The 26,941-nt window shown below is 66.5% G+C and carries 29 protein-coding genes; 15 read left to right on the forward strand and 14 right to left on the reverse strand.

Features of this window, described 5'->3' with window-relative positions; all coding sequences use genetic code 11:
• A complete protein-coding gene (uraH, locus tag ACWZHB_RS25780) occupies nucleotides 1-318 on the reverse strand; it encodes a hydroxyisourate hydrolase (RefSeq protein ID WP_427904369.1) in 318 nt (105 codons plus the stop codon).
• The gene (uraD, locus tag ACWZHB_RS25785) at nucleotides 315-803 is read right to left on the reverse strand and encodes a 2-oxo-4-hydroxy-4-carboxy-5-ureidoimidazoline decarboxylase (RefSeq protein ID WP_427904370.1); all 489 of its coding nucleotides are present in this window, start codon (nucleotides 801-803) and stop codon (nucleotides 315-317) included. The genes uraH and uraD overlap by 4 nt, the downstream gene beginning before the upstream one ends.
• 126 nt (nucleotides 804-929) lie before the next feature.
• Here uraD and ACWZHB_RS25790 point away from each other — a divergent pair, with 126 nt between their 5' ends.
• Nucleotides 930-1,526 carry a nucleotidyltransferase family protein gene (locus ACWZHB_RS25790; protein WP_427904371.1) on the forward strand — a complete coding sequence of 199 codons (597 nt, stop codon included), beginning with the start codon at nucleotides 930-932 and terminating at the stop codon, nucleotides 1,524-1,526.
• Nucleotides 1,527-1,541: 15 nt separating this feature from the next.
• Nucleotides 1,542-2,561, forward strand: a complete 1,020-nt coding sequence (locus ACWZHB_RS25795; RefSeq protein ID WP_427904372.1) for an XdhC family protein — start codon at nucleotides 1,542-1,544, stop codon at nucleotides 2,559-2,561.
• 12 nt (nucleotides 2,562-2,573) lie between these two features.
• On the opposite strand, the gene ACWZHB_RS25800 is transcribed toward ACWZHB_RS25795, so the two are convergent.
• From ACWZHB_RS25800 to ACWZHB_RS25815, 4 genes are all read right to left on the reverse strand, one after another.
• A complete protein-coding gene (locus ACWZHB_RS25800) occupies nucleotides 2,574-3,638 on the reverse strand; it encodes an ABC transporter substrate-binding protein (protein WP_427904373.1) in 1,065 nt (354 codons plus the stop codon).
• A 170-nt stretch (nucleotides 3,639-3,808) separates the two neighbouring features.
• Nucleotides 3,809-4,609, reverse strand: a complete 801-nt coding sequence (locus tag ACWZHB_RS25805) for an ABC transporter permease (RefSeq protein ID WP_427904374.1) — start codon at nucleotides 4,607-4,609, stop codon at nucleotides 3,809-3,811.
• A 40-nt stretch (nucleotides 4,610-4,649) separates the two neighbouring features.
• Entirely contained in the window at nucleotides 4,650-5,441 is a 792-nt protein-coding gene (locus ACWZHB_RS25810) for an ABC transporter permease (RefSeq protein ID WP_427909299.1), read from the reverse strand.
• A 38-nt stretch (nucleotides 5,442-5,479) separates the two neighbouring features.
• Nucleotides 5,480-6,274 carry an ABC transporter ATP-binding protein gene (locus ACWZHB_RS25815; RefSeq protein ID WP_427904375.1) on the reverse strand — a complete coding sequence of 265 codons (795 nt, stop codon included), beginning with the start codon at nucleotides 6,272-6,274 and terminating at the stop codon, nucleotides 5,480-5,482.
• A gap of 246 nt (nucleotides 6,275-6,520) precedes the next feature.
• On the opposite strand from ACWZHB_RS25815, the gene ACWZHB_RS25820 reads away from it, so the two are divergent.
• Complete coding sequence (locus ACWZHB_RS25820) at nucleotides 6,521-7,537, forward strand: alpha/beta hydrolase (RefSeq protein WP_427904376.1); 1,017 nt, start codon at nucleotides 6,521-6,523, stop codon at nucleotides 7,535-7,537.
• Nucleotides 7,538-7,590: 53 nt separating this feature from the next.
• On the opposite strand, the gene ACWZHB_RS25825 is transcribed toward ACWZHB_RS25820, so the two are convergent.
• From ACWZHB_RS25825 to ACWZHB_RS25850, 6 genes are all read right to left on the reverse strand, one after another.
• Entirely contained in the window at nucleotides 7,591-8,262 is a 672-nt protein-coding gene (locus ACWZHB_RS25825) for a TetR/AcrR family transcriptional regulator (protein WP_427904377.1), read from the reverse strand.
• A gap of 97 nt (nucleotides 8,263-8,359) precedes the next feature.
• The gene (locus ACWZHB_RS25830; RefSeq protein ID WP_427904378.1) at nucleotides 8,360-8,716 is read right to left on the reverse strand and encodes a DUF3349 domain-containing protein; all 357 of its coding nucleotides are present in this window, start codon (nucleotides 8,714-8,716) and stop codon (nucleotides 8,360-8,362) included.
• 11 nt (nucleotides 8,717-8,727) lie between these two features.
• The gene (locus ACWZHB_RS25835; RefSeq protein ID WP_427904379.1) at nucleotides 8,728-9,009 is read right to left on the reverse strand and encodes a hypothetical protein; all 282 of its coding nucleotides are present in this window, start codon (nucleotides 9,007-9,009) and stop codon (nucleotides 8,728-8,730) included.
• A gap of 14 nt (nucleotides 9,010-9,023) precedes the next feature.
• Nucleotides 9,024-10,208 carry an inorganic phosphate transporter gene (locus tag ACWZHB_RS25840; RefSeq protein ID WP_427904380.1) on the reverse strand — a complete coding sequence of 395 codons (1,185 nt, stop codon included), beginning with the start codon at nucleotides 10,206-10,208 and terminating at the stop codon, nucleotides 9,024-9,026.
• A 74-nt stretch (nucleotides 10,209-10,282) separates the two neighbouring features.
• On the reverse strand, nucleotides 10,283-11,785 hold the full coding sequence (locus ACWZHB_RS25845) for an ATP-dependent DNA ligase (protein WP_427904381.1): 1,503 nt from the start codon (nucleotides 11,783-11,785) through the stop codon (nucleotides 10,283-10,285).
• A gap of 56 nt (nucleotides 11,786-11,841) precedes the next feature.
• The gene (locus tag ACWZHB_RS25850; RefSeq protein WP_427904382.1) at nucleotides 11,842-12,435 is read right to left on the reverse strand and encodes a helix-turn-helix domain-containing protein; all 594 of its coding nucleotides are present in this window, start codon (nucleotides 12,433-12,435) and stop codon (nucleotides 11,842-11,844) included.
• Nucleotides 12,436-12,521: 86 nt separating this feature from the next.
• Here ACWZHB_RS25850 and ACWZHB_RS25855 point away from each other — a divergent pair, with 86 nt between their 5' ends.
• From ACWZHB_RS25855 to ACWZHB_RS25875, 5 genes are all read left to right on the forward strand, one after another.
• Nucleotides 12,522-13,148 carry a class I SAM-dependent methyltransferase gene (locus ACWZHB_RS25855; protein ID WP_427904383.1) on the forward strand — a complete coding sequence of 209 codons (627 nt, stop codon included), beginning with the start codon at nucleotides 12,522-12,524 and terminating at the stop codon, nucleotides 13,146-13,148.
• A 29-nt stretch (nucleotides 13,149-13,177) separates the two neighbouring features.
• Nucleotides 13,178-14,203, forward strand: coding sequence for an alpha/beta fold hydrolase (locus ACWZHB_RS25860; RefSeq protein ID WP_427904384.1), 1,026 nt, complete (start codon nucleotides 13,178-13,180; stop codon nucleotides 14,201-14,203).
• 121 nt (nucleotides 14,204-14,324) lie between these two features.
• Entirely contained in the window at nucleotides 14,325-15,731 is a 1,407-nt protein-coding gene (ramB, locus tag ACWZHB_RS25865; RefSeq protein WP_427904385.1) for an acetate metabolism transcriptional regulator RamB, read from the forward strand.
• Nucleotides 15,732-15,800: 69 nt separating this feature from the next.
• Entirely contained in the window at nucleotides 15,801-16,097 is a 297-nt protein-coding gene (locus tag ACWZHB_RS25870) for a helix-turn-helix domain-containing protein (protein WP_427904386.1), read from the forward strand.
• On the forward strand, nucleotides 16,097-17,335 hold the full coding sequence (locus ACWZHB_RS25875; protein WP_427904387.1) for a type II toxin-antitoxin system HipA family toxin: 1,239 nt from the start codon (nucleotides 16,097-16,099) through the stop codon (nucleotides 17,333-17,335). The genes ACWZHB_RS25870 and ACWZHB_RS25875 overlap by 1 nt, the downstream gene beginning before the upstream one ends.
• A 116-nt stretch (nucleotides 17,336-17,451) precedes the next feature.
• Here the strand turns inward: ACWZHB_RS25875 and ACWZHB_RS25880 are convergent, their stop codons facing one another.
• Nucleotides 17,452-19,278: an acyl-CoA dehydrogenase gene (locus tag ACWZHB_RS25880; protein ID WP_427904388.1), complete on the reverse strand. Its 1,827-nt coding sequence runs from the start codon at nucleotides 19,276-19,278 to the stop codon at nucleotides 17,452-17,454.
• Between the two features lie 337 nt (nucleotides 19,279-19,615).
• Between ACWZHB_RS25880 and urtA the strand changes: the two genes are divergently transcribed.
• From urtA to ACWZHB_RS25910, 6 genes are all read left to right on the forward strand, one after another.
• Entirely contained in the window at nucleotides 19,616-20,866 is a 1,251-nt protein-coding gene (urtA, locus tag ACWZHB_RS25885) for an urea ABC transporter substrate-binding protein (protein WP_427904389.1), read from the forward strand.
• 70 nt (nucleotides 20,867-20,936) lie between these two features.
• Nucleotides 20,937-21,821 (forward strand): urea ABC transporter permease subunit UrtB, encoded by an 885-nt coding sequence (urtB, locus tag ACWZHB_RS25890; RefSeq protein ID WP_427904390.1) that lies wholly within the window; start codon nucleotides 20,937-20,939, stop codon nucleotides 21,819-21,821.
• Nucleotides 21,818-22,945, forward strand: a complete 1,128-nt coding sequence (gene urtC / locus ACWZHB_RS25895; protein WP_427904391.1) for an urea ABC transporter permease subunit UrtC — start codon at nucleotides 21,818-21,820, stop codon at nucleotides 22,943-22,945. Before urtB ends, urtC begins: the two co-directional genes overlap by 4 nt.
• Entirely contained in the window at nucleotides 22,942-23,745 is an 804-nt protein-coding gene (gene urtD, locus ACWZHB_RS25900; protein ID WP_427904392.1) for an urea ABC transporter ATP-binding protein UrtD, read from the forward strand. Before urtC ends, urtD begins: the two co-directional genes overlap by 4 nt.
• The gene (gene urtE / locus ACWZHB_RS25905) at nucleotides 23,738-24,430 is read left to right on the forward strand and encodes an urea ABC transporter ATP-binding subunit UrtE (protein WP_427904393.1); all 693 of its coding nucleotides are present in this window, start codon (nucleotides 23,738-23,740) and stop codon (nucleotides 24,428-24,430) included. The genes urtD and urtE overlap by 8 nt, the downstream gene beginning before the upstream one ends.
• A gap of 14 nt (nucleotides 24,431-24,444) precedes the next feature.
• Entirely contained in the window at nucleotides 24,445-25,230 is a 786-nt protein-coding gene (locus tag ACWZHB_RS25910) for a GntR family transcriptional regulator (protein WP_427904394.1), read from the forward strand.
• Here ACWZHB_RS25910 and ACWZHB_RS25915 read toward each other — a convergent pair whose 3' ends face one another.
• Nucleotides 25,231-26,112, reverse strand: coding sequence for an NERD domain-containing protein (locus tag ACWZHB_RS25915; protein ID WP_427904395.1), 882 nt, complete (start codon nucleotides 26,110-26,112; stop codon nucleotides 25,231-25,233).
• A 202-nt stretch (nucleotides 26,113-26,314) separates the two neighbouring features.
• Here ACWZHB_RS25915 and ACWZHB_RS25920 point away from each other — a divergent pair, with 202 nt between their 5' ends.
• Entirely contained in the window at nucleotides 26,315-26,863 is a 549-nt protein-coding gene (locus tag ACWZHB_RS25920; RefSeq protein WP_427904396.1) for a carboxymuconolactone decarboxylase family protein, read from the forward strand.
• Nucleotides 26,864-26,941: the final 78 nt, after the last annotated feature.

Raw genomic sequence — 26,941 nt, forward strand, 5'->3', positions numbered from 1 at the left:
TCAGCTCCCTCGGTAGGTGGAATAGGCGAACGGCGACAGCAGCAGCGGCACATGCAGATGCGGCTGCTCACCCACCGTGAACGCGACGCAGACCTCCGGATAGAAGGTCTCGGTGCCCTGCGCCGCGAAGTAGCTGCCGGTATCGAAGTACAGCTGGTAATCACCCGGATTCAGCCCGGCCGCGAGCTCTTTCACCCGGCCGTCGGCGTCGGTGAGGGCCTCGGTGAGCCGCTGCTCACCGCGCACCAGCCACACCGCGACACCCGCGGCGGGCACCCCGCGCACGGCATCGAGGACGTGCGTACTCACACTCGTCATGGCGCCACCAGTCCCGCCAGGCGCAGCCGGTTGATCTTCGCCAATTCTGTTCGCATGACCTGCCTTTCCGTCGACGGATCGTTGTCCAGCCGCGCCCGCAGGATCGCGAGCAATTCCTCGCCGCCGCGACCTGCGGCGCAGACCAGGTAGATATGGCCGAATTTCGCCTCGTAGGCGCGATTGCCCTCGGCCAGCGCGGAGCGCACGTCCTCGCCGACCCCGGACTGCTCGCGCGCGGACTTCGCCGAGATCGTGCGGTCGCCGATCCGCGGGTGACCGGCCAGCGCCTCGTCGATCTCGGCGTCGTCGAGTGCGGCCGATCCCGCATCGGCCGCCGCCAGCAACGATTCCACGGTGGGATAGGGACGCGCGGCCGCGATCGCCCGCGCCCAGCGTGGCGCCGAGCAACAACCGAGCAGTGCCTCTTCGGCCATCGTCGCAGGTAGATCGTTGAAACCCGCGAGGCTCAACCCTTCGCTCGTCATCGATCCAGCATCGCGCGATCCCCGCCGAGCCGCCACCGATGTGCAATCCATCACGTCGGCGTGTCGTCGTCGCTGCGCTCCCCTGCCGTAATCGACCGGCAACATTGGCTCATTACCTTCGCGAACATGCCCCCAGTCGACCGTTCCGCGCACGCCTCGTGCACGGGCATCGTCCTCGCGGCGGGTGCGGGCACGCGATACGGCAAACCCAAGGCACTCGCCGAAAACGGCGCCTGGTTGCGCTCGGCGATCACCGCGCTGCGCGACGGTGGTTGCGATCCGGTGATCGTCGCGCTCGGCGCGACCGGACCCGATCCGGCCCCCCTCGGTCTGCCCGACGGCACCGAATGGCGGTGGGTTGCCGACTGGGCGACCGGACTCGCCGCGACGGTGCGCGCGGGCTTGCGCGCGGCCACCGAGACGGGCACCCGTTACGTGGCGTTTCTGCCTGTCGACATCCCCGATATCGGGCCCGATGTCGTCGCCAGAGTGCTCGCCGCCGCGCGTTCGAGCCAGAGCGGACTTGCCCGTGCTGTGTTTCACAACACACCTGGACACCCCGTTGTGATCGAGAACAAGCACTGGGAAGCCATATCGGCCAGCGCCTCGGGTGATTCCGGAGCCGGTTCCTATTTGGGCGGTCGACAGGATATGGTGTGCGTCACGTGCGACGACTTGGCGACAGGGACCGATCGCGATTTCCCGGAAGTCGGCGCACGATGATCGGAGTTTTGAGATATGCGCGATATCGTCGATGACCTTCTGCGAGTGTGGCATTCGGGCCGTACGGGCGGCCTCGCCACCGTGGTCCGTACCATCGGCACCAATTCCCTGCCGATCGGCTCCTCGATGCTCGTCACCCCCAACGGTGGCGTCTTCGGATCCATCGCCTCCGGCCGGCTGGAAGAGACCGTCTACGAGGCGGCACTGGAAGCCGGTCGCACCGGTGTCCGGCAACTGCGTCGCTACAGCATGCTCACCGGGCTGGAATCGAGCGCCGACGACGGCACGCTCGTCGACATCTTCGTAGAGCCGTTCTCCTGCCGCGATTTTCCCGAATTCCCCACCATCGCCGCTGATATCCAGGCCCATCGCCGGGTCACCGTGTTCACCGTGGTGTGGAATCAGGATCCCGATGTGATCGGCCAGCATCTGGTCACCGATCGCAAGCACGCGACCGAGCTCGTCGCACTGCCCGAGTCGGATCTGTTCGTCGCCTCGTACTGCCCGCCGCCGCGTCTGATCATCTTCGGCGCCAACGCCTATGCGGCCACCCTCGTGGCGCAGGCGCGGATGATCGGCTACCGGGTGAGCATCTGCGACTCGCGCCCCGAGTTCGCCGACCCGGCGTCGTTCCCCGGTGCCGAAGTGGTCGTCGACTGGCCGCATCGCTACCTCAACACCCTCGCGGCCGCGGGCGAGGTGGACACCACTACCGCGATCGTGGTGCTGGCCAACGAACCGCGCTTCGAGATCCCGCTGCTCACCGTCGCCCTACGACTACCCGAGCTCGGGTACCTCGCCGCCCTCGGCACCCCCGCCGACCAGGCCCGCCGCCTCGACGATCTGCGCGCAGGCGGCTTCGACGAGCCCACCCTGGCCCGCGTGCACGTGCCCGCCGGGCTGGAAGCGGGCCCGCGTACCCCCGCCGAAACGGCCGTCTTCATCACCGCCGATTTCCTCGCTTCCCGTGCGGGCCTTCGCCTGGCCGCGCAACGCGACTACGCCTCCAGGCCCTCGGTGGGGATGGCGATCTAGTCCGGCCAGGTACTACTTCAGACCCGGGTTCTCGGCGTAGATCTCACGAATCACCGACATGTCGAAGAGCTGGTCGGCCTCGATGTCGATCTTGGCGGTCTTCAGCGCGGCGATGTTCTGCGCGATCAGCGCGTCGGACATCGTCAGCAGGCCGTCGGTCTTGGTCGAGGCCGAGACCACCAGGTCGTTCTGCGCGGTGGCTTCCTTCGTCTGCTCGGCCAGGTCGAGTTTCAGGTCCTTGCCGTAGACCTCGACGGCCAGGCGCGCGGACTCGGCGGGCGCGGCGACAGCGTCCTTCCAGCCCTTGATCTGGGCGGTCAGGAAGGCCTTGAGCTTGTCGCGCTCGTTGTCGATCGTGTGCTGGCTGACGGTCATCGTCTCCGCGACCAGCGGCAGGCCGAAGTCGGCGAACAGGAAGTGGTCGTTGGCGAAGCCCTTGGCGGCCAGGGTGATCGGCTCGTTCGTCACGTAGCTCACCCAACCGTCGACCTCACCGTTGGCGAGCGGGGTCGGATCGAACTGCGCGGGCACCACCGTCACCTCGCCGGGGTTGATGCCGTTGGCGGCCAGCAGCGCGCTGAAGATGAGCTGATTCGTGTCCTGCACACCGATCTTGCGGCCCTTCATGTCCGCGGGCGACTTGATCGGCTTACCCGCCGCGCTGACGATCGCGAACGGGTTCTTCTGATAGGTCGCGCCGACGATCTTGGCGGGCAGCCCTTCCAGCACGGCGGGCGCGGTGGTCTGCGGCGCGGAAAGGCCGAGCCAGATCTTGCCGGTATCGAGACCTGCTTCCACCGACGTCGACGCCGCACCACCCGCGACGAGATCTACCGCACCGAATCCCGCATCCTTGAAATAGCCTTTCGAATCGGCGAAATACTCGCCCGCGAATTCGATGTTCTTGATCCAGGACAACTGGACAGCGACCTTGCCGAATTTCGAGCCGTCGTCGGTCGAACCGTTCGAGGAAGTGGCCGAACTACCACCGCAGGCGGCGAGCAGACCGGCGCCGCCGAGCGCGGCGCCGGTCAGTGCGGAAAAGCGGAGAAGGGAACGACGGTCGATACTGTTCATACGCAGAATGTAGATTCGATGCGTTTCGTTCTCTTTGCGGCTGTGTTTATTGGCGGCTGGTGCCGCGGTTCTCGGCGCTGAACTCCACCTCTTCCCTCCCTACGGGCACTCCTTCGTCGCACCCTCCGGTCAGTCCATCGGCGGAGGCGCGCCGAGAACGGTTCGTAGTATTACGATCCCGCGCTCGGCCCGAATCGCGCGAGCACCAGGTTTTCGATGACGCCGACAATCGCGTACAGCAGCACCGAGACCACCGTGACCACCACGATCGAGGCCCACAGCCGGTTGTACTGGAACATCGGGATGGCCCGCACCAGGCTCGCGCCCAAACCTGTTCCACTGCCGAGCCATTCACCCAGCAGCGCACCGATCAACGCACCCGGCACCGAGACCCTGGCCGCGGCGAACACCGACGGCAGCGCGGCGGGCACCGCGACCATCCGCAGCCGCGTCCAGCGCGACCCACCGTAGGCCGTCACCAATTCCATTGCCTGCCTGGGCGCTTCGCGTAAGCCGGTCATGATCATCACCAGGGCGGGGAAGAACACGACGATCGCCGTCAGCACCGTCACCCCCGCCGTGCCACGACCGAAGATCAGCACGACGATCGGGCTCAGCGCCACCAGCGGCACCGAGCGCAACAGCATCGCGACCGGCATAAAGGTCTGCTGCACAGCCGAATACAGCACGAACAGCGCGGCGACACCGAGCGCGCCGACCATCCCGACCACGAAGCCGGATGCCGCGTCGCCCAGGGTGATCGCGAGGTCGTCGAAGATCGCCCGCCGTGCGGTCGGCGCACCCGATGAGGTCACCAGATAGGCCCAGACATCCGACGGTGTCTTGCCCACCCGCGGCCCGATCTGCGGGAACAGGCGAAGAAACAGCGTCCAGACCGCCAGTAGCAGGACCAACGAGGTGGCCAGCGGCAACAGGAAGCGGCCGATCCTCCGCAGGACAGTGGCGGTCACCGGCGGACCCCTTCTGGTACAGGCGCTGAAATGGCTTGTGTCATCGCCCCTCCTGCGCGGTTGTCCACGGCGTGATCAATCGGGCCGCTGCGGCCACCAACACGTAGCCGAGCCCGGCCAGCGCGGCGGCGGCGATGGCCATGCCCCAGGTGCGCGGCACGTTGTAGGCGGTCTGCGCCGCGGTGAGCGCGACCCCGATACCGCTGTCGACACCACCCAGGTACTCGCCGATGATCGCGCCGAGCACCGCCGATGGCGCGGCGATCTTCAAGGCGGCGAACGTATTCGGCAGCGCGGCAATGGATTGGACCCGAAACAGCTGCTGCCAGCGACCGCCGCCGTAGGCGCGCACCAGATCCAGGCTCGCCGGATCAGCCGAACGCAATCCGCTCACCGCGCCGACCATCGTGGTGAAGAAGCAGTACATCGCGGCCAGGAACACCGTGGGTGTGCGTCCGCCGAACACCACCAGGATGATCGGGCCGAGCGCCACCAGCGGCGTGCAGTAGCTCAGGATGGCCAGCTGGGTGGCGAGCGGTTCGATCCGCGGCACCAGCATGATCAGCGCCGCGATCCCGATGGCCAGCACGTTCCCCCACAGGAAACCCTGCAAGGCCCCGATCGCGGTGACCTGGAAGTTCGGCCCGTAGAGGCCCCACCCGTCCGACCACATGGTCGACAGCACCCGCCACGGTGTGGGAATCGTCCCGCCCGCGGTTCCGGCCGCGGCAAGTGCCCACCACAGCGCGATCAAGGCGACGACACCGAACGTCCCGGCGATCCGCCCGTCCCCGAACCACGTCGGGATGCGCTGTGCTGCTGCCGTATTCACGGCAGTGGTCGCGGGCAGACCGTCGGTACGCTGCTCGCTCACGCGACCCCGCCCCGCCCGAAAAGCAACTCCGACAGGTAATCACAGAGCTTGTGGAATTCCGGCGTGCGCATCATCTCAGGGGTGCGCGGACGCGGCAGATCGATCTCCACCAATTCCAGCACCCGCCCCGGTCGCGGGCTCATCACCGCGACCACATCGGAGAGGAACACGGCCTCACCGATCCCATGGGTGACCATCAGGGTGGTGGCGGGCCGCTCGGTCCAGATGCGCAGCAGTTCCAGGTTCAGCCGCTGCCGCGTCATGTCGTCGAGCGCGCCGAACGGTTCGTCGAGCAACAGCACCGACGGCTGCACCACCAGCGCGCGTGCGATCGAAACCCGTTGGCGCATACCGCCGGACAACTGCGCGGGCTTGGCCTTCTCGAATCCCTCGAGACCGACCAGCGCGATCAGTTCGGCGATCCGGTCCGGTTCGGCGGGCAACCCGGCCACCTGCAGTGGCAGCCGGATGTTGGACTCCACGCTGCGCCACGGCAGCAGCGCCGAATCCTGGAACGCGATACCCAGCTGATGTCGGCCGCGCAATTGTTCCGGAGACAGGCCGTTGATCCGCGCGGTGCCCGCACTCGGTTCGTCGAGGCCGGCCAGAATCCGCAGCACCGTCGATTTACCGCAACCGGACGGTCCGAGCAAGGACAGGAATGCACCGTGCGAAGTCCGTAAATCGACCGAGTCCAGCGCGTCGACGGTGTTGCGGCCCACCGTGAAGGTCTTGCTCAACCCACTGATCTCGATCCCGGTGGTCACGCTACCGGGGATTTCCTTACCCATGCTCGTCACCATAAGAGTGGCCGGTTGCGGCGGCATTTCCGAATCGGAGCCCAGATTGCGGGCTCGTAAATCGTGCTCGAGGTCACGATAAATGTGAACCGGTAACGATTCGGTCATGTGAGAGGACATAGAGTGTCGGAGGATCTGACAGCCCCGAGACGCTCGAGCGCCTATGCTCTCGACCGACCAGGGGAAGCACTGCGATGACGTGCCCGACAGGGCACGTGGACTGGAACCGACTGTTCGATGAAGCTCTCTGCACTACGTACCGTGGCCGCGCTGCGCACCACCGCCGTGGCACTGACCGCCGCGTTGTCGGTGGCCGTTGTCGCCGGTGGCGCCGCATCCGCCGAACCCGAGAAGCCCTCGGCCGTGTCGTCGATCGTCAAAGACGGACGCGTGTGGCATCTGAAGGTGTACTCGGCCGCGATGAAGAAGGACATCACGATCGACGTGCAGCGTCCCGTCGACGAGTCCAAGCCCGCCCCCAACTTCTTCATGCTCAACGGCCTCGACGGCGGTGAGGGCACCGCCAGCTGGAACGCGCAGACCCAGGCGCTGGACTTCCTCGCCGACAAGCAGGTCAATGTGATCCAGCCGATCGGTGGTCGCGGCAGCTACTACACCGACTGGAAGCAGGAAGACCCGAAGCTGGGTCTGAACAAGTGGACCACCTTCTTCACCCAGGAGCTCCCGCCGCTGCTCGACAGCGCGCTCAACTCGACCGGCCGCAACGCGCTGGCCGGGCTGTCCACCTCCGGCACCTCGGTGCTGCAGCTGGCCGAGGCCAAGCCGGGTCTGTTCAAGTCCGTCGCCGCCTACAGTGGCTGCGCGCAGATCGCCGACCCGATGGGCAAGCAGGCCGTCAAGTTCTCGACGGAGACCTGGGCGGGCGGCAAGACCGTCAACATGTACGGCCCGGACAACGATCCGGCCTGGGTCGAGAACGACCCGGTGATCAACGCCGAGAAGCTGCGCGGCACCAACCTCTACATCTCCAGCGGTAGCGGTATGCCGACCAACGCCGACGTGGCCTACTACCTCAACGGCGCGCCCGGCCCGATGGGCGTGATCAACCTCGGTCTCGGCATCGGCATCGAAGCGGCGACCAACGCCTGCAGCCAGAACCTGAAGGCCAAGCTGGACTCGCTGGGTATCCCGGCGACCTACCAGTTCACCCCGATGGGCACCCACTACTGGCCGTACTGGGAGCAGGCGCTGCACGACTCGTGGCCGCTGCTCGCCGAGGGCATGGGTATCTGATTCTCCACTGAAAAACGGGAGGCGTCCGAATTCGGATGCCTCCCGTTTTCGCGTCAGCTAGGCGCGACCGCGGTGCGCACGGTGAGCCCCGAGCGGATGAAATAGGCGATCTCGTCGCAGATCTCGTCGACCGAGATCGCGTCACCGGGAACGGTGGCGTGCACCATCTCCTGGGCGAGCGAATTCACCGCGCCGATCACCGCGAGGCCGAACAGATGCAGGCTGCGCGATTCCGCCTCGCCGCGTTCGGCGGCCCGTTGCGCTTCGCGGGTGAGCAGCGCTGAAATCGACCGCCGCTGCGCGCGCCGCCACTCCTCCACCACCGGACTCACCCCGACGACCTCGACATAGAACACCCGCGCGGCCCGCCGATCCCGGCAGGTCACCGCGAGAAACGCACGGAAGCTCTCGACGACGCGCACCACCAGCGGCTGTTCACTGGTGAGTTCCAATGCCTCGTCGAGGCGGCGCAGCGCGGCCGCGTTCAACCGATCGACGAGCGCGATCAACAATGCCTCGCGGCTACCGATGTCTTCGTAGAAACTACGGGTCGACACATTCGCGGTCGAACACAGTCGCTCGATCGAGGTCGACGAATATCCCTGGGTGCCGAATAGTTCCAGCGCCGCGTCGGTCAACCTGTTGCGGCGTAGCGCTACTCGCTGCTGGCGCGACAATCCACCGTAACTACGACCACTATCGGTTTCTTCCGCACGCCGAACCACGGATGCATGCTAGCGCGCGATCGCCTGTCAGCCAGGCGATTCGCCATTGTCGCGGTGAATTGCGCTGGTGCAGCGGAATTGTCGAAGCGTCGACCGATCAATTCTGTTCGGTAGTGGGTTCACTGTCGTCGAGCGGTTCGGCCAACGGCCAGCCACCGGCCGCCAGATGCGAAGCGACGCGCGAGACATCGTCGGGCGCGGGCTGCTCCTTCGCGAAATCGGCGATGGCAGCGGCGATATCGGCCTCGCTGATCTTCTCGCCCGGACGGCTGGCCTCCACCAGCCGCTCCCCGATCACGACCACTTCGTAATCGGTGAGGTGGCGGTGCAGCACCGCGAACAAGGCGACGTAGTCCGACTGCGGAATGCCCTGCGGATACCCGGCGCGCAACCAGCCGAGCACCCGCGAGAGCAGGTTGCCGCGGACCGAGGGGCTGGGGTTCGGATCGGTCATGGCGTCCTCACTCATGATTGGCCGAACAGGTGGATGCCGAACTGGTGGGCGATGAAAGCCTTGGCGGTGAACAGGATTCCGGTGATCACCACGACGACGATCAGGGTCACGCAGATCAGCGCTCCCGCCAGCGCGGGATAGTTGCGGTGGACGCGGCCCTGCTCGTCGACGGTCTCGGCATTTGCCCACCACCGCACCGCGAAGGCGAAGACCGCGGGGACGCCGGCGCCGAAGATCAGCGCGGCGAGCACCACTTCCCACAGTGAACTCAGATTGGTGATCACGGTCTGCACTTTTCGCTCCCCCTCTACCCGGCGTGATTCTGGTCGATCGGCGGCTGCGCCGAAGTGGGTGGCTTGCCTTCCGGCCACTCGTTCACATTGTGCGTGCCGACCGGATCCCGGCGCGATCGCAGATACATCCCGAGCGCGCCGGCGATCAGGATGCCGAACACCACGAGGACACCAGGGAGCCCGCCGATGAGATGTGCCAGTGCCCAGCAGATCGCACCGACGATGCCCGCCATCGGCAGCGTCAGCAGCCAGGCGACAGCCATCCGGCCCATCACCCGCCAGCGCACCTCCGCGCCCTTGCCGATGCCGGTACCGAGGATCGCGCCGGTGGCGGTCTGCGTGGTCGAGAGCGGCAGGCCGAAGTGCGCCGAAGTGAGAATGATTGCGGCCGACGTCGATTCGGCGGCCAGACCCTGCGGCGATTCGATCTCGACCAGGCCCTTGCCGAGGGTCCGGATGATCCGCCAGCCGCCGAGATAGGTACCGAGGGCGATCGCGACCGCACAGGAAGCCATCACCCACAGCGGCATGTGGTCGTCCTGACCCAGCGAGCCGTAGGCGACCAGCGCGAGGAAGATGACGCCCATCGTCTTCTGCGCGTCGTTGGTGCCGTGCGCCAGCGACACCAACGAGGCCGAGCCGATCTGACCCCAGCGGAAACCCTCGTCGGTCTTCGCCTGGTCCACGCCGTGGGTGATCCGGTACACCAGGAACGTGCCGATCGCCGCCACCACGGCCGCGATCACCGGCGCGAGGATGGCGGGCAGCACGATCTTGATCAGCACGCCGTCCGAACCCGAAGCCCAGATCACGCCGTTCCAGCCGAGCGCGGCGATCGTCGCGCCGATCAACCCGCCGAACAGCGCGTGTGAGGAACTCGACGGCAGGCCGAGCAGCCAGGTGAACAGGTTCCACAGGATGCCGCCGACCAAACCGGCGAAGACGATGACGAGGAGATCCTGCCCGCTCACTTCGTTCAACTGCACGATGCCCTTGGCCACCGTCGCCGCCACCGACACCGACAGAAACGCACCGATCAGGTTCAGCACGCCCGAGAGCGCCACCGCCGTCTTCGGCTTCAGCGCACCGGTGGCGATCGAGGTCGCCATGGCGTTGGCCGTGTCGTGGAATCCGTTCGTGAAGTCGAATGCGAGAGCTGTGACGATGACGATCAGCAGGACCATTAGTTCGGCGCTCACCGGAACAGTGTGTCGTATGCTGCCGCCGGATTGCCAAACTGTTGCGGGTAAGTCGCCGTTTACCGGGGCTGACCTCAGCCGAGTGCGCGCACCGCGTCGATGGTGTCGGCCTGCGCCGGTTCCTTGTCCGGCCGATACCGGACAACTCGGGCGAACCGCAGCGCCACCCCGCCCGGATATCGGGTACTGGTCTGGACGCCGTCGAGCGCGATCTCGACGACGAGTCGCGGGCGCAGGTACACGGTCGGACCGTCGCGGTGAGTTTCGTGGCGCGGGAATTCCTCGGTCTGCCAGCGGAGCAGTTCGTCGGTCAGGCCCTTGAAGGTCTTGCCGACCATCACCGGCTCGCCGGTCGCCGGATCAACGGCTGCCAGATGCAGATTCGACAGGAAACCGGTGCGGCGGCCGTAGCCCCATTCGGCGCCGATCACCAGCAGGTCGAGGGTGTGCGCGGGTTTGATCTTCTGCCAGGCCTTGCCGCGCCTGCCCGCGGCGTACGGGGCGTCGAGTGCCTTCACCATCACGCCTTCGTTGCCGACGGCGAGCGCGTCGTCGTAGCAGTCGGCGGCGGCCTCGGGGGTCGGTGCGATGAGCGCGGGGATGCTGTGGTCGCCCGCGACCTGTTCCAGGGCGGTGCGGCGCACGCGCAGCGGTTCGTCGATGAGGTCGGTGCCGTCGAGGTGCAGGCAGTCGAAGAAGTACGGGTGCAGCCGGCGCGGGTCGCCGATGGTGGCGAAGCGGCTCATTGTTTCCTGGAACGGGCGGGGGCGGCCCGCGTCGGTGAGCGCGAGGGTTTCACCGTCGAGGACAACGGTGGCGCAGTCGAGGGTCTTGACGAGGTCGACGAGTTCGGGGACGCCGGCGGTGATGTCGCGCAGGGTTCTGGTGAAGACCCAGACCTGGTCGCCGTCGCGGTGCACCTGGATGCGGGCGCCGTCGAGTTTGTGCTCGACGCTGATGTCGGAGCCGAGTTCGGCCAGTGCCTCGTCCAGCGAGCCGCCGGGTGAGGCCAGCATCGGCGCGACGGGGCGGCCCACTTCGAGGCGGAACGCCGACAGTGCTGCTTCGCCGCCCGCGAGCGCGGCGATCGCGGTGGCCGGGAGTTGGCCAGAGAGCATGTGGGCGCGGCGCACGACCTCGACGGGGATGCCGGTGGACTGGGCAAGCGCTTCGACGACGATCGCGGTGAGCGCGCCCTGGCGGAGTTCGCCGGTGAGCAGGCGGATCAGGAAGGACTGTTCTTCCGCGGTCGCGGCCGTGAAGAGCGCGGTCAGCAATTCGCGACGCCGGGTGGTCGATCCTGGGCCGCTCAGTCCGGTGAGCTGCGTGAAGACGTCGTCCACCGCCGCGACCACGAGGCGCGCCTCGTCGCTCGGCGAGGTGTCGAGCCCCGCCACCGTGCGCCAACCCGCCCCGATCCGGCCCTGCATCAGCTCACCGGACAACCACGCCACCACAATGCCGATCTCGTCCGGGCCCGCGGCACCGAAGAGCTCGGCCAGCGCGGCGATCTTCGCCTTGCGCGACCGAGTCGCCCGCACGGTCTCCGAGGCCGTGACGACATCGCTGAACAGCACCTGACGACACTATCGCGAGGGTGTGACACAGCTGGTGACGGACAGACGGTCACATATCAATGGCCCTTTGACCCAGGTACGTCGGCGCGCACGTGCGCACGCATCCCTTGCACGCCGAACAGGATAAGTAGTTCGACCGCACCGCCGTCGGCACTGCCGAGCCAGTGTGGCAAGGATGTGTCGAACTCGGCGGCCTCACCGGGCGGCAAGGTCAGGTCGCGCTCGCCGAGCACCAGCCGCAGGCGCCCGTTGAGCACGTACAGCCATTCGAAACCGTCATGTGTCTGCGGTGTCGGTTCGAGCGGTTCCGGCACCGCGGGAATGATCATCTTGAACGCCTGCACCCCACCCGGCCGTCGCGACAGCGGCACGAAGATCAGCCCGAACCGCCGGATCGGCTTCAGGTGGATTCGCGGGTCGCCGGTGCGCGGGGCACCGACGAGATCGTCCAGCGGAACGTCGTAGGTGCGCGCGAGCGGCAGCAGCAACTCCAGCGTCGCCCGGCGCTGCCCGCTCTCCAGTCGAGACAGGGTGCTCTCCGATACCCCCGTGCGCGCCGACAGGTCGGCGAGCGTGATGCCGCGGTCGCGACGCAGCGCACGCAGCCGCGGGCCGACCAGGTCGAGCACGTCTTCTGATTCACGATCCATGAGTTGATCTTGCCGGAACAGCAAGATTGCGTGCCAGATCGTCCTGGGTCCGGAAACACTGAGGTATCCCGATCAAAGGAGTCTTGATGAGCGCCACCGATGCGGTCACCTTCTGGAACGGCGTCTACGAAGGCCGTTCGGCAGCAACCGACCCGCGGCCGAACGACCGTCTCACCGAGGTGGTCTCGGATCTGTCACCCGCGGACGCATTGGATCTCGGATGCGGTGACAGCGGCGACACGCTCTGGCTCGCCGAGCGGGGTTGGCACGTCACCGCCGTCGACATCTCGGCCGTGGCGATCGCGCGGCTCACCGCCCTCACCAACTCACGCGGCCTGGGTACCCACGTCACCGCCAAGCAGCACGACCTGCGGAAGTCCTTCCCGCAGGGCCGATTCGACCTGATCTCCGCCCACTATCTACACACCCCCTTCGACCTGGATCGGTCGACCGTCCTGCGCGGGGCCGCGCACGCGCTGCGTCCGGGCGGGCGACTGCTGATCGTCGACCACGGCTCGACCGCGCCATGGTCGTGGAATCAGGACCCTGACCTGCGCTACCCGAGCCCGCGGGAAGTCGCGGCGGATATTGATCCAGATCCGGCGACGTGGCTCGTCGAGCGGGCCGACGCACCCCGCCGGATCGCGACGGGACCGGATGGGCGCACCGCCGAGGTCACCGACCACGTCCTACTGATCCGCCGCACCGTCTGATCCGCCTGACTCCCCCAGGACAGGAACCCATGATCACCGCAACCCGGCCGTCGCCGCACCGCTTCCACCGCTCCGCACGCGCGATGGCGACCGCCACGCTCGCGCTCCTGCTCACGGTCGGCACCGCGGGGTGCTCCACGCCGACCCCCGCCGTTCCCCCGTACGCCGTTGCCACCCACAACGACCCGGAGTTCGACAAAACCTTCCGCCACGAGTTCGCCGATATCGACGGGGTCCGGATGCACTACGTGACCGGCGGCAGCGGCACGCCGGTGGTGCTGATCCACGGTTGGCCACAGACCTGGTTCGGCTGGTGGCCGATCATGCCGGACCTGGCCGAGAAGCACACCGTTTACGCCATCGACCTGCCCGGGCTCGGCGACAGCACCGGCGCACCGAGCGGCTACGACAAAGCCACCATGGCCCGGTACGTGCACACCCTGATCGCCGATCGGCTCGGGGTGCGTGACGCCCGCATCGTCGGGCACGATTTCGGCGCCGCGGTGGCATTCCACTACGCCACCCAGTTCCCCGCCGACACCGCGCGCCTCGGCTACCTCGACCTGCCACTCCCCGGACCCGCGATCGATGCGCCCACCTACCGTTCGATGAGCTGGCATATCGCCTTCCACTCCCAGCGGCGGGTCCCCGAGGCTGTCGTCGACGACGACGTCCGCGAGTACCTGGCGCTGTTCTATCCCCAGGTCTCCTTCGGCGGATCGGCCTTCGGTGGCACGTCGGACCGCTCCCCGTTCACCGATGCCGAAATCGATGAGTACGCACGGACTTACAGCCAACCCGAGAAAATGGCAGGCGGCTTCGAGCTCTACCGAGCCCTCGACCAGGACGTCCGCGATGCCGTGGCAGCAACACCGACCCAGGTGCCCACGCTGCTGATGACCGCCCAGGGGCAGCTCGACCCGGTACGGGCGACCGCGGCCCCACGGATGACCAACATCGTGCGGGCAGTGGACGTGCCGAACGCAGGACACTGGCTCGTCGAGGAGAACCCGCGGTTCGTCACGGCGGAACTGCTGAACTTCCTCGACGGATGATCCCCAGGGCGTGGCCCTACGTTGTCGAGCGCCCCGGTCGTGATCCGCAGCGGTCACAACGCTGCGCACCGTTGTTAACAAAGGGTTGGCACGCCTGCGAAAGCAGCTCTAAACTGGACATATGGCCAAGACCTACGTCGGAGCGCGGCTGCGCCAGCTGCGCACCGAGCGTGGGCTGAGCCAGGTCGCGCTCGCGCAGAAACTGGAGATCTCGGCCAGTTATCTGAACCAGATCGAACACGACGTGCGACCGCTCACCGTGCCGGTGCTCACGCGCATCAACGAGGTCTTCGGCGTCGACCCCACCTTCTTCTCCGCCCAGGACGACACCCGCCTCATCGCCGAGCTGTCCGAAGTGGTGATGGACGCCGAGCTCGGTATCGAGGCCGATACCCAGCAGATCGCCGACATGGTCTCCGCGCATCCGTCGATGGCGCGCGCCCTGGTGGCCATGCACAACCGCTACCGCAACACCAGCGCGCAGCTTGCCGCCGCCACCGAGGACCGGTTCGCCGACGGTGCGGGCAGCGCCGCGATCAGCAAGCCGCACGAGGAAGTGCGCGACTACTTCTACCAGCGGCAGAACTACATTCACGAATTGGACACCGCCGCAGAAGATCTCACCGCGCGTATCCGATTCCACGGCGGCGAGGTGAGCACCGAGATCGTGCGTCTGCTGCGCGCGCACGGCGTGCGGATCAGCGAGCGCATCGACCTCGGCGAGGGCGTGCTGCACCACTACGACCCCGAGACCAAACAGCTCGAGATCTCCCCGCACCTGTCCGGCGGGCAGCGCACTTTCAAACTGGCCGCCGAACTCGCCTATCTCGAATGTGGCCCACTACTCGAAAAGCTGGTCGACGAAGGCAATTTCGCGTCCGAATCCTCGTACAAACTCGCGATGCTCGGTCTGGCGAACTATTTCGCCGCCGCAATCGTCTTGCCCTACACGCATTTTCACGAGGTAGCCGAGAACTTCCGGTACGACATCGAGCGCCTGTCAGCCCACTTCTCGCAGAGTTTCGAAACCATCTGTCACCGCCTGTCGACCCTGCAACGGCCCACCCTGCGCGGCGTCCCCTTCTCCTTCGTCCGCGTCGACCGCGCCGGAAATATGTCGAAACGCCAGTCCGCCACCGGTTTCCACTTCTCCGCCAGCGGCGGCACCTGCCCCCTCTGGAACGTCTACGAGACCTTCGCCTACCCCGGCAAGATCATGACTCAGATCGCCCAGATGCCCGACGGCCGCAAATACCTCTGGATCGCCCGCACCGTCGAACGCCGCGCCACCCGCTACGGCCAACCCGGCAAAACCTTCGCCATCGGCCTCGGCTGCGAACTCCGCCACGCGGGCCGCGTGGTCTACGCCGACGGCATCGACCTCGGCGAGGCCAACGCCACCCCCATCGGCGCGGGCTGCCGAGTCTGCGTCCGCTCCAACTGCCCCCAACGCGCCTTCCCACCCCTCGGCAAGGCCCTCGACATCAGCGAACACCGGAGCTCGGTCTCGCCGTACCTCATCAAGTAGCTCAATGGAGCGTATCTGGTCCGTAAGACCCTATAGTGGTTCATATACGCGCCATTAGCAGGAGGGGCAGTGAAGCGACGAACCCCCGCGCGGGTCACTCGAGCGGCACGCGACATCGGCGAACACCTGGTCGCGTGGCGAAAACTTCTCGGCCTCACCGCCGAGCAAGTCTCCGAACGGGCAGGCGTCGCCAGATCCACCTACCGGCGCCTCGAACAGGGCGAACTGGGGGTCTCGATGGAAACCTATCTGAACGTGCTGCGAGCACTGGGACAACTCGACAACGTTGTCACAGCCATTGATCCGTACGAGACCGACCTCGGCCGCGCCCGCGCTGATCAGCAACTCCCGAAGCGAGTGCGCTGATGCCTGACGAGCTGATCGTCTCCGTCGACATCAACGGCCGGACTATCCCGGCAGGCACTGCCTATTTCACCCACCGAGGCAGCCTTGCCACCTCATTTCAGTACAACGCCGACTATCTTCGGACGCCCGGGGCCTACGAACTAGACCCCGCTCTTCCTCTGTATCAAGGACAGCACCACGTGTCCGGTCTGCCCGGTGCGTTCGCTGACTGCGCACCTGACCGCTGGGGGCAAAACCTCGTCAAGAGGCGCCGCCAGGTACTGGATCAGACGAACAAGTCGATGCCCCGCGCGCTCACACCCGTCGACTACTTGGTCGGAGTCAGCGATCTCACCCGTCAGGGCGCGCTCCGCTTTGCCGAGCCCGATACCGGCGAGTTCCTGGATCCTGACCCGGCGGTCCCGAAGTTGATCGAATTGCCCTCGCTACTCAGGGCTTCCGATCACCTCGCCCGAGATGATGCTGACTTCAGCGACCTGAAGTTGCTGCTTGCCGCCGGAACCGCAACATTGGGTGGTGCCCGCCCAAAAGCGTCGGTTCGTGACGAGGACCGGCTGTGTATCGCCAAGTTTCCACATCACGCCGATTCCTGGGATGTCATGGCCTGGGAGAAAACCGCTCTTGACCTCGCTGAGGCTGCGGGCATCGCGACCCCCGCTCGCGCTCTGCGCCGGATCGACGGCCGAGGAGTGCTCATCCTCGACCGATTCGATCGCGCGCACGGACAGCGAATCGGCTACATCAGCGCCATGACCATGCTGCAAGCGCGCGACGGACAAGGTCATGACTATCTCGACCTCGCCGAGGCGCTCCCCGAGCACAGCGCACAGACGAACTCAGACCTGCGCGCCCTGTGGCGTCGAATCGCCTTCAGCGTCGCCATCCACAACACCGACGACCACCTCCGCAATCACGGTTTCCTCCATCACCCAGGCGGATGGCAACTAGCACCGATCTTCGACGTGAACCCCAACCCTGAGATCACAGAACATCGGACAACCTCCATCGCTGGAGTGACCGCACGCGCCGATGAACTCGAGGCATTGATGGCGGCGGCAGATGCCTTCGGCCTGACGTCGAACGACGCGACAGCCGCCCTCAGTGAAGTGCTCGCCGCAACCGCAACCTGGGCACAGACCTCCGCCGCCAATGGAATCTCGACCGCTGAGCGCACCCGTTTCGCGCCTGCCTTCGAGGGATTACGCCCAGCGATGGAAACGGCCGTCCGTCACATCTGAAGCGATTACTTGCCTGTCGGCGCTTTCCCCAGACAGTGCACGCGCCCCTCCATGGCAAGGCCCTCGAGATCAGCGAACACCGGAGCTCGGTCTCGCCGTACCTCATCAAATAACTCTCAGAAGGCTTCCTCCGGGACGGCCATGATGTCGTTGTCGATGGCGGCGAGGATGTTCTTGGTAGCGGTGAGTTCGGGGAGGACGTTCTTGGCGAAGAAGCTCGCCGCGGCGACTTTGCCCTGGTAGAAGGGGCGTTCCCGCGGTGCGGCGTCGGAGGCTGTGGCGGCGGCGATGTCGGCCTGGACCAGCAGGCGCCAGGCGATGAGGAGATCGCCGACCGCCATCAGGAAGCGGACCGAGCCGAGGCCGACCTTGTAGAGCTCGGTCGGCTCGGTGCGGGCCGCCATGGCGTAGCCGGTGAGGGTGGCGGCCATGGCGCCGACGTCGGCTTGGGCGGTGCGCAGCAAGGCGCGCTCGGTGGCGAAACGGCCGGTGTCGTTGTCCAGGTACTCGCTGATCTGCGCGTTCACGTGGGCCAGGGCGACACCGCGATCGCGAATGATCTTGCGGAAGAAGAAGTCCTGCGCCTGGATCGCCGTGGTGCCCTCGTAGAGCGAGTCGATCTTGGCGTCGCGGATGTACTGCTCGATCGGATAGTCCCGCAGATAGCCGGAGCCACCGAAAGTCTGCAGCGACTCGGTCAGCAACTGGTACGCGCGCTCGGATCCCACGCCCTTGACGATCGGCAACAGCAGATCGTTCACGCGGTGCGCGGTCTCCGGATCTGCACCGGATACCAGCTGCGCGACCTCCGCGTTCTGATGCGCGGCGGTGTACAGATACACCGCGCGCAGCCCCTCCGCGTAGGCCTTCTGCATGGCCAGCGACCGGCGCACATCGGGGTGATGGGTGATGGTGACGCGCGGCGCCGCCTTGTCGGCGATCTGCGTCAGATCCGCGCCCTGCACGCGTGTCTTGGCGTACTCGAGTGCGTTCAGATACCCGGTCGACAACGTCCCGGACGACTTCACACCCACCGTCATCCGCGCGTTCTCGATCACCTCGAACATCTGGGCGATGCCGTTGTGCACATCGCCGACCAGCCAGCCCTTGGCGGGCACCGCGGTGCCGCCGAAGGTCAGCTCGCAGGTCGGCGACGACTTGAGCCCCATCTTGTGCTCGACCCCGGTCACATACACCCCGTTGCGGTCGCCCAGTTCCAGCGTCTCGGGATCGAAGAGGAACTTCGGCACGTAGAACAGCGACAGCCCCTTGGTGCCGGGGCCGGCGCCCTCCGGCCGAGCGAGCACAAGGTGGAAGATGTTCTCCGCCGTATCACCCACGTCACCGCCGGAAATGAACCGTTTCACCCCGTCGATGTGCCACGACCCGTCGGGCTGCGGCACAGCCTTGGTACGCCCCGCGCCGACATCGGACCCGGCGTCGGGCTCGGTGAGCACCATGGTGGCCTGCCACCCGCGCTCGACCCCGCCCCGCGCCCAGCGCCGCTGGTCTTCGTTGCCGACCCCGTAGAGCACCGAGCCCATCGGCGGGCCCATGTTGTAGAAGCTGGCCGCCGGGTTGGCACAGATGATGAGCTCGTTGACAGCCCACATCAGCACATTCGGGGCGGCGGTACCATCCATGCCCGCCGGCATGCCGAGGCGGTACCAGCCCGCCTCGCGCACCATGCGCACCGTCTTGCGCAGTGGTTCGGGCACGGTGATGTCGTTGGTATCGGGCTGGAAGACCACGGGCTCCCGGTCGGCCTCGGCGAACGAGTCCGCGATCGGGCCCTCGGCCAGGTGTTTCACCTCGTCGAGGAGCTGGCGAACCGTATCGGAGTCCAGGTCGCCGTAGGCGCCGGAGTCGAGAAGTTTGTCCAGGTTCAGCACCTCGAACAGATTGAACTCGATGTCACGCACGTTCGCCTTGTAGTGCCCCATCGGGCCCTCCTCGACTGACCGCACACGGCCGGATTGCCGCGTGGCTCGGCTGCTCGACGTCGTACTGATCGAGCCTGCCGCACCTGCGCGCTCCTACGCAACCGTAGGTACGCCGATCCTCCGGTAGTCCCGCGGCGAACAATTCACACGGACGAAACAGACGAAACGGGCACGTGATCGGGAGACATTCGGGTGCAACAAGTTCCATCTACTGTCTCGAATCACGAATACAGCAGCTGTATACAACTCGGTGTACATCCAGTCGCCGGGGAGCAGCGGTGGTGTTCGTTGTGGCGCGTATGGCGCCACCGTTGCACCTGATGAGGAGAACCGCCCCATGTCTGAATCCCGTTTGGTCAAGGCACTTGTCGTGCCTGCCGCGGTGGCCGTCGCCGGCCTGCTGCTCACCGGCTGTGGTGCGCGCGACGACGCGTCGACCGGCTCGACCGCCGCCTCCTGCGTCGACACCAGCAAGGACACCATCAAGGTGGGCTCGCTGCACTCGCTGTCGGGCACCATGGCCATTTCCGAAGTCACCGTGGCCAATTCGACCAAGCTGGCGGTCGACCAGATCAACGCGGCGGGCGGTGTGCTCGGCAAGAAGATCGAGATCGTCCTCGAGGACGGCGCCTCCGACCCGAAGACCTTCGCCGAGAAGGCCGAGAAGCTGATCAGCTCCGACTGTGTCGCTTCGGTTTTCGGCGGCTGGACCTCGTCGAGCCGTAAGGCCATGAAGCCCAAGTTCGAGAACCTGAACTCGCTGCTCTACTACCCCGTGCAGTACGAGGGCCTGGAAGACTCCAAGAACATCTTCTACACCGGCGCCACCACCAACCAGCAGATCATCCCCGCGCTGGACTACCTGAAGCAGAAGGGCATCACGTCCCTCTACCTGGTCGGCTCCGACTACGTCTTCCCGCAGACCGCCAACCGCGAGATCAAGGCCTACGCCGCGGCCAACGGCATCGAGATCAAGGGCGAGGACTACACCCCGCTCGGCTCCACCGATTTCTCCACCATCGTCAACAAGGTGCGCGCCGCCAAGGCGGGCGCGGTGTTCAACACCCTCAACGGCGACTCCAACGTCGCCTTCTTCCGCGAGTACGCCAACGCGGGCCTGAAAGCCGCTGAGATGCCGGTGGTTTCGGTGTCGATCGCCGAGGAGGAGGTCGCGGGCATCGGCCCGCAGATCATCGCGGGCCAGCTGACCGCCTGGAACTACTACCAGACCGTCGACTCCCCGGCGAACAAGAAGTTCGTCGCCGACTACAAGGCGGCCTTCGGCGCCGACAAGCCGACCTCGGACCCGATGGAAGCCGCCTACGCCTCGGTCTACCTGTGGAAGAACACCGTCGAGAAGGCGAAGTCGTTCGCGGTGGCCGACATTCAGGCCGCGGCCGACGGCGTGAGCTTCGACGCCCCGGAGGGCACTGTCACCATCGACGGCTCCAACCACCACATCACCAAGACCGCCCGCATCGGTGAGATCCGCCCCGACGGCCTGATCTACACCGTCTGGGATTCCGGCAAGGCCATCACCCCCGACCCGTACCTGAAGTCCTACGAGTGGGCCAAGGGCCTCAAGTAAGTAGCCCGACAGAGGTGGGACGCGCACCGCGCGCGTCCCACCTCGCCCCATCTCCAAGGAGTCCACTGCAATGGACGTGCTGATCAGTCAGCTCTTCACCGGGCTGAGTCTGGGATCCATTCTTCTGCTCGCCGCGCTCGGCCTCTCCCTGACCTTCGGTCAGATGGGCGTCATCAATATGGCGCACGGCGAATTCATCATGGCCGGTTGCTACACCACTTACGTTGTGCAACAAGTCTTCTCCTCGGCCGGCGTGTCACTGGCCGTATCCCTGCTGATGGGCTTCCTCATCGGCGGCCTGCTCGGTGCCGCCCTGGAGATGGGGCTGATCCGCTACATGTACGACCGGCCGCTCGACACATTGCTCGTCACCTTCGGTGTCGGGCTCGTGCTGCAGCAGGCCGCGCGTGACATCTTCGGCGCGCCCGCCAAGAACGTGCTGGTGCCCGAATGGCTCAGTGGTGGAATCACTATCGCGGGCGCGGTGGTTCCCAAGACCCGCATCTTCATCCTGGTCCTGGCGATCGTCGCGGTGACCACGCTGGCCGCCGTGCTCAAGACCACCCCGATGGGCCGGCGGATTCGCGCCGTCGTGCAGAATCGCGGGCTTGCCGAAACCAGCGGCATCTCCAGCAGATTCACCGATATCAGCACGTTCTTCATCGGCTCCGGCCTGGCCGGTGTCGCCGGGGTGGCGCTCACCCTGATCGGTTCGACGAGTCCCACCATCGGCCAGAGCTATCTGATCGACGCGTTCCTGGTGGTGGTGATCGGTGGCCTCGGCCAGATCAAGGGCACGGTGATCGCGGCGTTCGCGCTCGGCCTGCTCAACTCGTTCATCGAATACTCCACCACCGCGTCCATCGCGAAGGTGATCGTGTTCGTGCTGATCGTCATCTTCCTGCAGGTCCGCCCGCAGGGCCTGTTCACCGTGCGGACGAGGAGCCTGGCATGACCGCACTCACCGAACGTCTGCGCGCCTACCCGCGACTGACGCCGCTGGCCGGTTTCGCGGTCGCCGCGATTGTTCTCTTCGCTGTCGCCCCGGCGGTCCTGAGCGACTTCCGCCTGAACCTGCTCGCCAAATTCCTCTGCTTCGCCATCGTGGCGGCCGGCATCGGATTGGCTTGGGGCCGTGGCGGAATGCTCACCCTCGGCCAGGGCGTGTTCTTCGGCATCGGCGCCTACATCATGGCCATGCACATGCAGCTCGCCGACGCCGCCCGCCTCGGCAACGACGTCCCGGAGTTCATGGAGATCTCCGGCATCAGCGAACTCCCCGGCTTCTGGCAGCCGTTCAGTTCCGCGCCGGTCGCCATCCTCGGCATCCTGGTGCTACCCGCGCTGGTCGCGGCCGTGCTCGGTTACGGCGTGTTCAAGCGTCGCGTGCGCGGTGCCTACTTCGCCATCCTGAGCCAGGCGCTGGCGGCGGCGCTGGCGATCCTGCTCACCGGACAGCAGGCCATCGGCGGCTTCACCGGGCTCTCGGACTTCCGCGCCTTCTTCGGCTTCAAGCTGTCCGACCCGGCCAACCGGCAGATGCTGTTCTTCATCGCGTCCGGCACCTTGCTCGTGGTGGTGGCGCTGATCCGTCAGCTCAACCGCAGCCGCTACGGCGAACTGCTGGTGGCGGTGCGTGACGCGGAGGAGCGCGTGCGCTTCCTCGGCTACGACCCGGCCAATATCAAGATCGTCGCGTACGTCGTGGCGGCCTTCCTCGCCGGTATCGCGGGTGCGTTGTTCACCCCGATCGTCGGCATCATCTCCCCCGCCGACATCGGTGTCATCCCGTCGATCGCCTTCCTGATCGGCGTCGCCATCGGTGGCCGCACCACGCTGCTCGGGCCGATTCTCGGCGCGATCGGGGTGGCCTGGGCGCAGACCTCGCTGTCGGAGTCGTTCCCGTCGGGCTGGACCTACATGCAGGGTGTGCTGTTCATCGTGGTCGTCGGGTTCATCCCCGCCGGTCTGGCCGGGCTGTGGCCGATGCTGAAGGGCTGGCTAGACAGTCGCAAGAAGCTGCCACCCGCACCGGAAGAACCAGCGGTCGTCACCGAGGAGAAGGTGCAAGCGCGATGACACACGAACCCAAAGCGGGCGGCAACGCCGGCATGGACAGCGACTACCTCGAAATCCGTGGCCTCTCAGTCAGTTTCGACGGTTTCAAGGCGGTCACCGACGTCGATCTCACGGTGCTGCAGGGTGACCTGCGGTTCCTGATCGGCCCGAACGGCGCGGGCAAGACCACATTGATCGACGCCATCACCGGCCTGGTCCCGGCCACCGGCTCCGCGCAGAAGTCGGGCACCGAACTGCTCGGCAAGAAGGTGCACCAGATCGCGCGCCTCGGCGTCGGGCGCACCTTCCAGACGGCCAGTGTGTTCGAACAGCTCACCGTGCTGCAGAACCTGGATATCGCCGCGGGCGCCGGGCGATCGGCGCTGTCGCTGTTGCGTACCCGCAAGTCGGTACTGCCGAGCATCGAAGAGGCCTTGGCGACAACCGGTCTCACCGCACTGCGTGACAAGCCGGCCGGAATCCTCGCGCACGGGCAGAAGCAGTGGCTCGAGATCGGCATGCTGCTCGTGCAGAACGCGTCGGTGCTGCTGCTCGACGAGCCGGTCGCGGGCATGAGCGCCGAGGAGCGGGAGGAGACCGGAAACCTGTTGCGCCGCATCGGTGGTGATCGCGTGGTGATCGTCGTCGAGCACGACATGGACTTCATGCGATCCTTCGCCACCTCGGTCACCGTGCTCGCGGGCGGCAAGGTACTCAGCGAGGGCAGCGTCGAACAGGTCCAGGCCGATCCGAAGGTGCAGGAGGTCTATCTCGGCACCGCGAATCTCGCTGCGACAGACAAGGAATCGGCCGATGCTTGAACTACACGAGATCCATTCGGGATACGGGCGCACCGAGGTGATCCACGGCATCAGCCTCACCGTGCCCGACGACAGCGTGGTCGCCATCATGGGCCACAACGGCGCGGGCAAGACCACCCTGCTGCGTGCCGCCGTCGGCCTGCTGCCCACCAAGTCGGGCACCATCACCTTCGACGGCGAGAAGATCACCAAACTCTCACCCTCGCAACGGGTCAAGCGCGGCATCGGCTACGTGCCGCAGGGCCAGCAGAGCTTCGGGCAGCTCACCACCGCCGAGAACCTGCAGGTGGTGGCGGACGGACGCAAGCGCGGTAAGGCCCTGATCGACGAGTCGCTCGATCTGTTCCCCGCGCTGAAGGACCTGCTCACCCGTAAGGCGGGCCTGCTCTCGGGCGGTCAACGTCAGCAGCTGGCCATCGCGCGGGCACTGATCACCGAGCCGAAGCTGCTCATCCTCGACGAACCGACCGAGGGCATCCAGCCGTCGGTGGTCGCCGAAATCGAGCGCACCATCATCGAATTGACGCAGCGCGGCGGCTTGAGCGTGCTGCTGGTGGAGCAGCACATCGGCTTCGCGCTACAGGCCGCGCAGCGGTACTACGTGGTGCATTCGGGGCATCTCGGCTCGACCGGGGCGGGCGGGGCAGGTGCGGAGTCCGCGGTCCGCGCGGCGATGACCATCTGAACGTCGCCGGACACATGGCAGACAGGGGCTCGGGCACCGGGTCGGGTGCGGGCGCGGCGTCCGCCGAGGTCAGCGGTTCGAGTGCGGCCGGAGCTACGAAGCGGGTGCCGCTCGCCGCGCGCGTCTACGACGAACTGCGGCACGACCTCGCCACCGGGGAGCTGGCGCCGACCGAACGGTTACGCGCCGAACGGCTGGCCGAGCGCTACGGCGTCTCGCGCACTCCGGTGCGCGAGGCGCTGGCCCGGCTGCAGGCCGATGGTCTCGTTGTGCGCCATGGCGACGGGCTCTACCTCTATCGCCCACGTCTGAACGAGCTCGATGAGCTCTACGAGCTACGAATTGTGCTGGAATCGCGCGGTTTTCAACGGATCGTCGCGGGCGGTTCGGTTCAGGTGCACATTCCGGCCGAGCACGATCAGCCCACCGTGCGCGCCGAGCTGGCCCGCTGGCTCGAATACCGCGACACCCCACCCGAACCCGGACCCGATCTCGTCGCCGCCGACGAACAGTTCCACACCGAACTGCTCAGGGCGGCAGGCAATTCCGCGCTCGCCGAGGCGCTGGCGGCGGTCTACCTGCGGGTTCGCCCGGTGCGCACCATGGACGTGCCCACCGCCGAACGGGTCGCGGCCATGACGGCCGATCACATCACCATCGCCGAACAGGTGCTGGCCGGTGACGACGAACAGGCCCTGCGCACCCTCACCGCCCACATCGATTCCTCCCGCGCCCACGTTCGAGTTCGGGCCGAGCAGGCGATCGCCTTCACCAAACTCGGTCGCGCCGTGCGGGATTGATCAACAGTCCTGCTGGAACGGCCAGCACTCGGTCTTGCGCGGAGTCGCCGAGGTGGGCGCCCGGGTCGTCGAGGTCTGCGAGGTATCCGACATCGGACGCGGATTGGGCGAGTCCTGGAACAGCGCCACACCGACCACCACGAAGACGACGAGAATGCCGAGCAGCGCGGCAGCGAACAGTGCGATGCCCGCGAGCTTTCCCTGGCGCGACGGATCAGGCGGCGGGGCGGGCTCGCTGAACCTGCGCACCTGCGGCACCACCGGCGTCGGCGCGGGCCGATTGCTGTCGAAACCCTCCTCGGCCAGCTCGGCCCGCGAGGGCACCTCGGTCGTCCCGAGCGTCGTACAGGTGTTGAGCACCCGCTCGATCGTCCATTCGCGTGGCCCGGCCGAGAACCCTTCGAGGTAAACCCGCAGTTCGTGCGCGTCGACTGTGTTCGCGACCAGCACATCGAGGCCCGGTCGCAGCGCGGTACGCGCGGGCCGCACGACCACGCCCCGATACGGGACCAGCACCACCGCACCGGACACATGCCTGCTGTCCTGCAACGCCTGTTCGAGCGCGACCCGCACCGCGTGCACCCCGTGCTCGACCCGGTCGGTGAGCCCGTTCGACGGCTCTTCCGCTAAATCCAGCGGGCTGTCGCTGATCATCCAGCCGCCGTCGGCGGTGGCGGTGAGCAGCCCGCTCTGCCGTCGACGGAAGCCTTTGACCTCGAGCACCGTGATCCCGCGCGGTGTCACGAGCACCGCTCCGAGCCGCCGGTCACCCACCCGGCAATCGATCAGCGCGAGCCCCGTACTCGGATAGGCGCGCAGGCAATCCACGAGCTCGCGCTCGGCGCCGGTGAGCTCGGCACCCGGTCTGATCCGAACCAGCATGTGCGATGTTCCCCTACCAGGCTTGCGACTTCACACCGCCGCTGCGCGCTGCGGTACCCACCGATCATGACGCGCAACTGTTCCGAAAACCACTGGAAACCAAAGAAAACCGGCAAGACCCTCGAGGCGGCCCACCACGGCCATACCGGCGAGTACGCTCCGATTCTGGCCGACGATGTTCGAGAAGACAGGTGGATCAGAAATGGATTCAGCGCCACTACCACGCGTTTCGCCCGGCCGGTTCGGTGAACTCGGGCCGATCAACTGGGTTGTCTGGCAAGTACTTTCCCGCGCGTCGGGCACCGAGGACGCGCACCTATTCAGCACCCTCGGCCGCACGGGCGGGCTCTTCCGCGGCTGGCTGCATTTCTCCGGCAAGCTCATGCCGGGTGGCAGGTTGCCGCGGGCCGAGGCCGAATTGGCGATCCTGCGGGTCGCGCGGCTGCGCGAGTGCGACTACGAGGCCGATCATCATCGTCGGCTGGGGCGCAAGGCGGGGCTGTCGGCCGTCGAGATCGAGCGGGTGGCCGCCGGCCCCGAGGCCGAGGGCTGGACGCCGCGCCAGCGGGCCCTGCTGAGGGTCGTCGATCAGCTGGTGACCAGCCGCGATGTGGACGACGCGGCGTGGGCCGCACTGGCTGAACACTACGACGAGCGGGTGCTGATCGAGATCGTGCTGCTGATCAACCAGTACGAGGGGCTGGCGTCGACCATCACGACCCTGCGCGTCCAACGCGACGCGTTCAAATGATGTGACCCAGGTCATATGGCGGCACGCCGAAAGGGCGCCCAGAGTAAAGGCGTACAAAGTACGGAGTTAGCCGCCACC

It is taken from the genome of Nocardia sp. FBN12 (assembly GCF_054031145.1).

What these genes read in the sequence shown, in the direction of transcription:
- uraH (WP_427904369.1), bottom strand. Translation starts at nt 318, where the DNA reads ATGACGAGTGTGAGTACGCACGTCCTCGATGCCGTGCGCGGGGTGCCC.
- uraD (WP_427904370.1), bottom strand. Translation starts at nt 803, where the DNA reads ATGACGAGCGAAGGGTTGAGCCTCGCGGGTTTCAACGATCTACCTGCG.
- ACWZHB_RS25790 (WP_427904371.1), top strand. Translation starts at nt 930, where the DNA reads ATGCCCCCAGTCGACCGTTCCGCGCACGCCTCGTGCACGGGCATCGTC.
- ACWZHB_RS25795 (WP_427904372.1), top strand. Translation starts at nt 1,542, where the DNA reads ATGCGCGATATCGTCGATGACCTTCTGCGAGTGTGGCATTCGGGCCGT.
- ACWZHB_RS25800 (WP_427904373.1), bottom strand. Translation starts at nt 3,638, where the DNA reads ATGAACAGTATCGACCGTCGTTCCCTTCTCCGCTTTTCCGCACTGACC.
- ACWZHB_RS25815 (WP_427904375.1), bottom strand. Translation starts at nt 6,274, where the DNA reads ATGGGTAAGGAAATCCCCGGTAGCGTGACCACCGGGATCGAGATCAGT.
- ACWZHB_RS25820 (WP_427904376.1), top strand. Translation starts at nt 6,521, where the DNA reads ATGAAGCTCTCTGCACTACGTACCGTGGCCGCGCTGCGCACCACCGCC.
- ACWZHB_RS25830 (WP_427904378.1), bottom strand. Translation starts at nt 8,716, where the DNA reads ATGACCGATCCGAACCCCAGCCCCTCGGTCCGCGGCAACCTGCTCTCG.
- ACWZHB_RS25850 (WP_427904382.1), bottom strand. Translation starts at nt 12,435, where the DNA reads ATGGATCGTGAATCAGAAGACGTGCTCGACCTGGTCGGCCCGCGGCTG.
- ACWZHB_RS25855 (WP_427904383.1), top strand. Translation starts at nt 12,522, where the DNA reads ATGAGCGCCACCGATGCGGTCACCTTCTGGAACGGCGTCTACGAAGGC.
- ACWZHB_RS25860 (WP_427904384.1), top strand. Translation starts at nt 13,178, where the DNA reads ATGATCACCGCAACCCGGCCGTCGCCGCACCGCTTCCACCGCTCCGCA.
- ramB (WP_427904385.1), top strand. Translation starts at nt 14,325, where the DNA reads ATGGCCAAGACCTACGTCGGAGCGCGGCTGCGCCAGCTGCGCACCGAG.
- ACWZHB_RS25875 (WP_427904387.1), top strand. Translation starts at nt 16,097, where the DNA reads ATGCCTGACGAGCTGATCGTCTCCGTCGACATCAACGGCCGGACTATC.
- ACWZHB_RS25880 (WP_427904388.1), bottom strand. Translation starts at nt 19,278, where the DNA reads ATGGGGCACTACAAGGCGAACGTGCGTGACATCGAGTTCAATCTGTTC.
- urtA (WP_427904389.1), top strand. Translation starts at nt 19,616, where the DNA reads ATGTCTGAATCCCGTTTGGTCAAGGCACTTGTCGTGCCTGCCGCGGTG.
- urtB (WP_427904390.1), top strand. Translation starts at nt 20,937, where the DNA reads ATGGACGTGCTGATCAGTCAGCTCTTCACCGGGCTGAGTCTGGGATCC.
- urtC (WP_427904391.1), top strand. Translation starts at nt 21,818, where the DNA reads ATGACCGCACTCACCGAACGTCTGCGCGCCTACCCGCGACTGACGCCG.
- urtD (WP_427904392.1), top strand. Translation starts at nt 22,942, where the DNA reads ATGACACACGAACCCAAAGCGGGCGGCAACGCCGGCATGGACAGCGAC.
- urtE (WP_427904393.1), top strand. Translation starts at nt 23,738, where the DNA reads ATGCTTGAACTACACGAGATCCATTCGGGATACGGGCGCACCGAGGTG.
- ACWZHB_RS25910 (WP_427904394.1), top strand. Translation starts at nt 24,445, where the DNA reads ATGGCAGACAGGGGCTCGGGCACCGGGTCGGGTGCGGGCGCGGCGTCC.
- ACWZHB_RS25915 (WP_427904395.1), bottom strand. Translation starts at nt 26,112, where the DNA reads ATGCTGGTTCGGATCAGACCGGGTGCCGAGCTCACCGGCGCCGAGCGC.
- ACWZHB_RS25920 (WP_427904396.1), top strand. Translation starts at nt 26,315, where the DNA reads ATGGATTCAGCGCCACTACCACGCGTTTCGCCCGGCCGGTTCGGTGAA.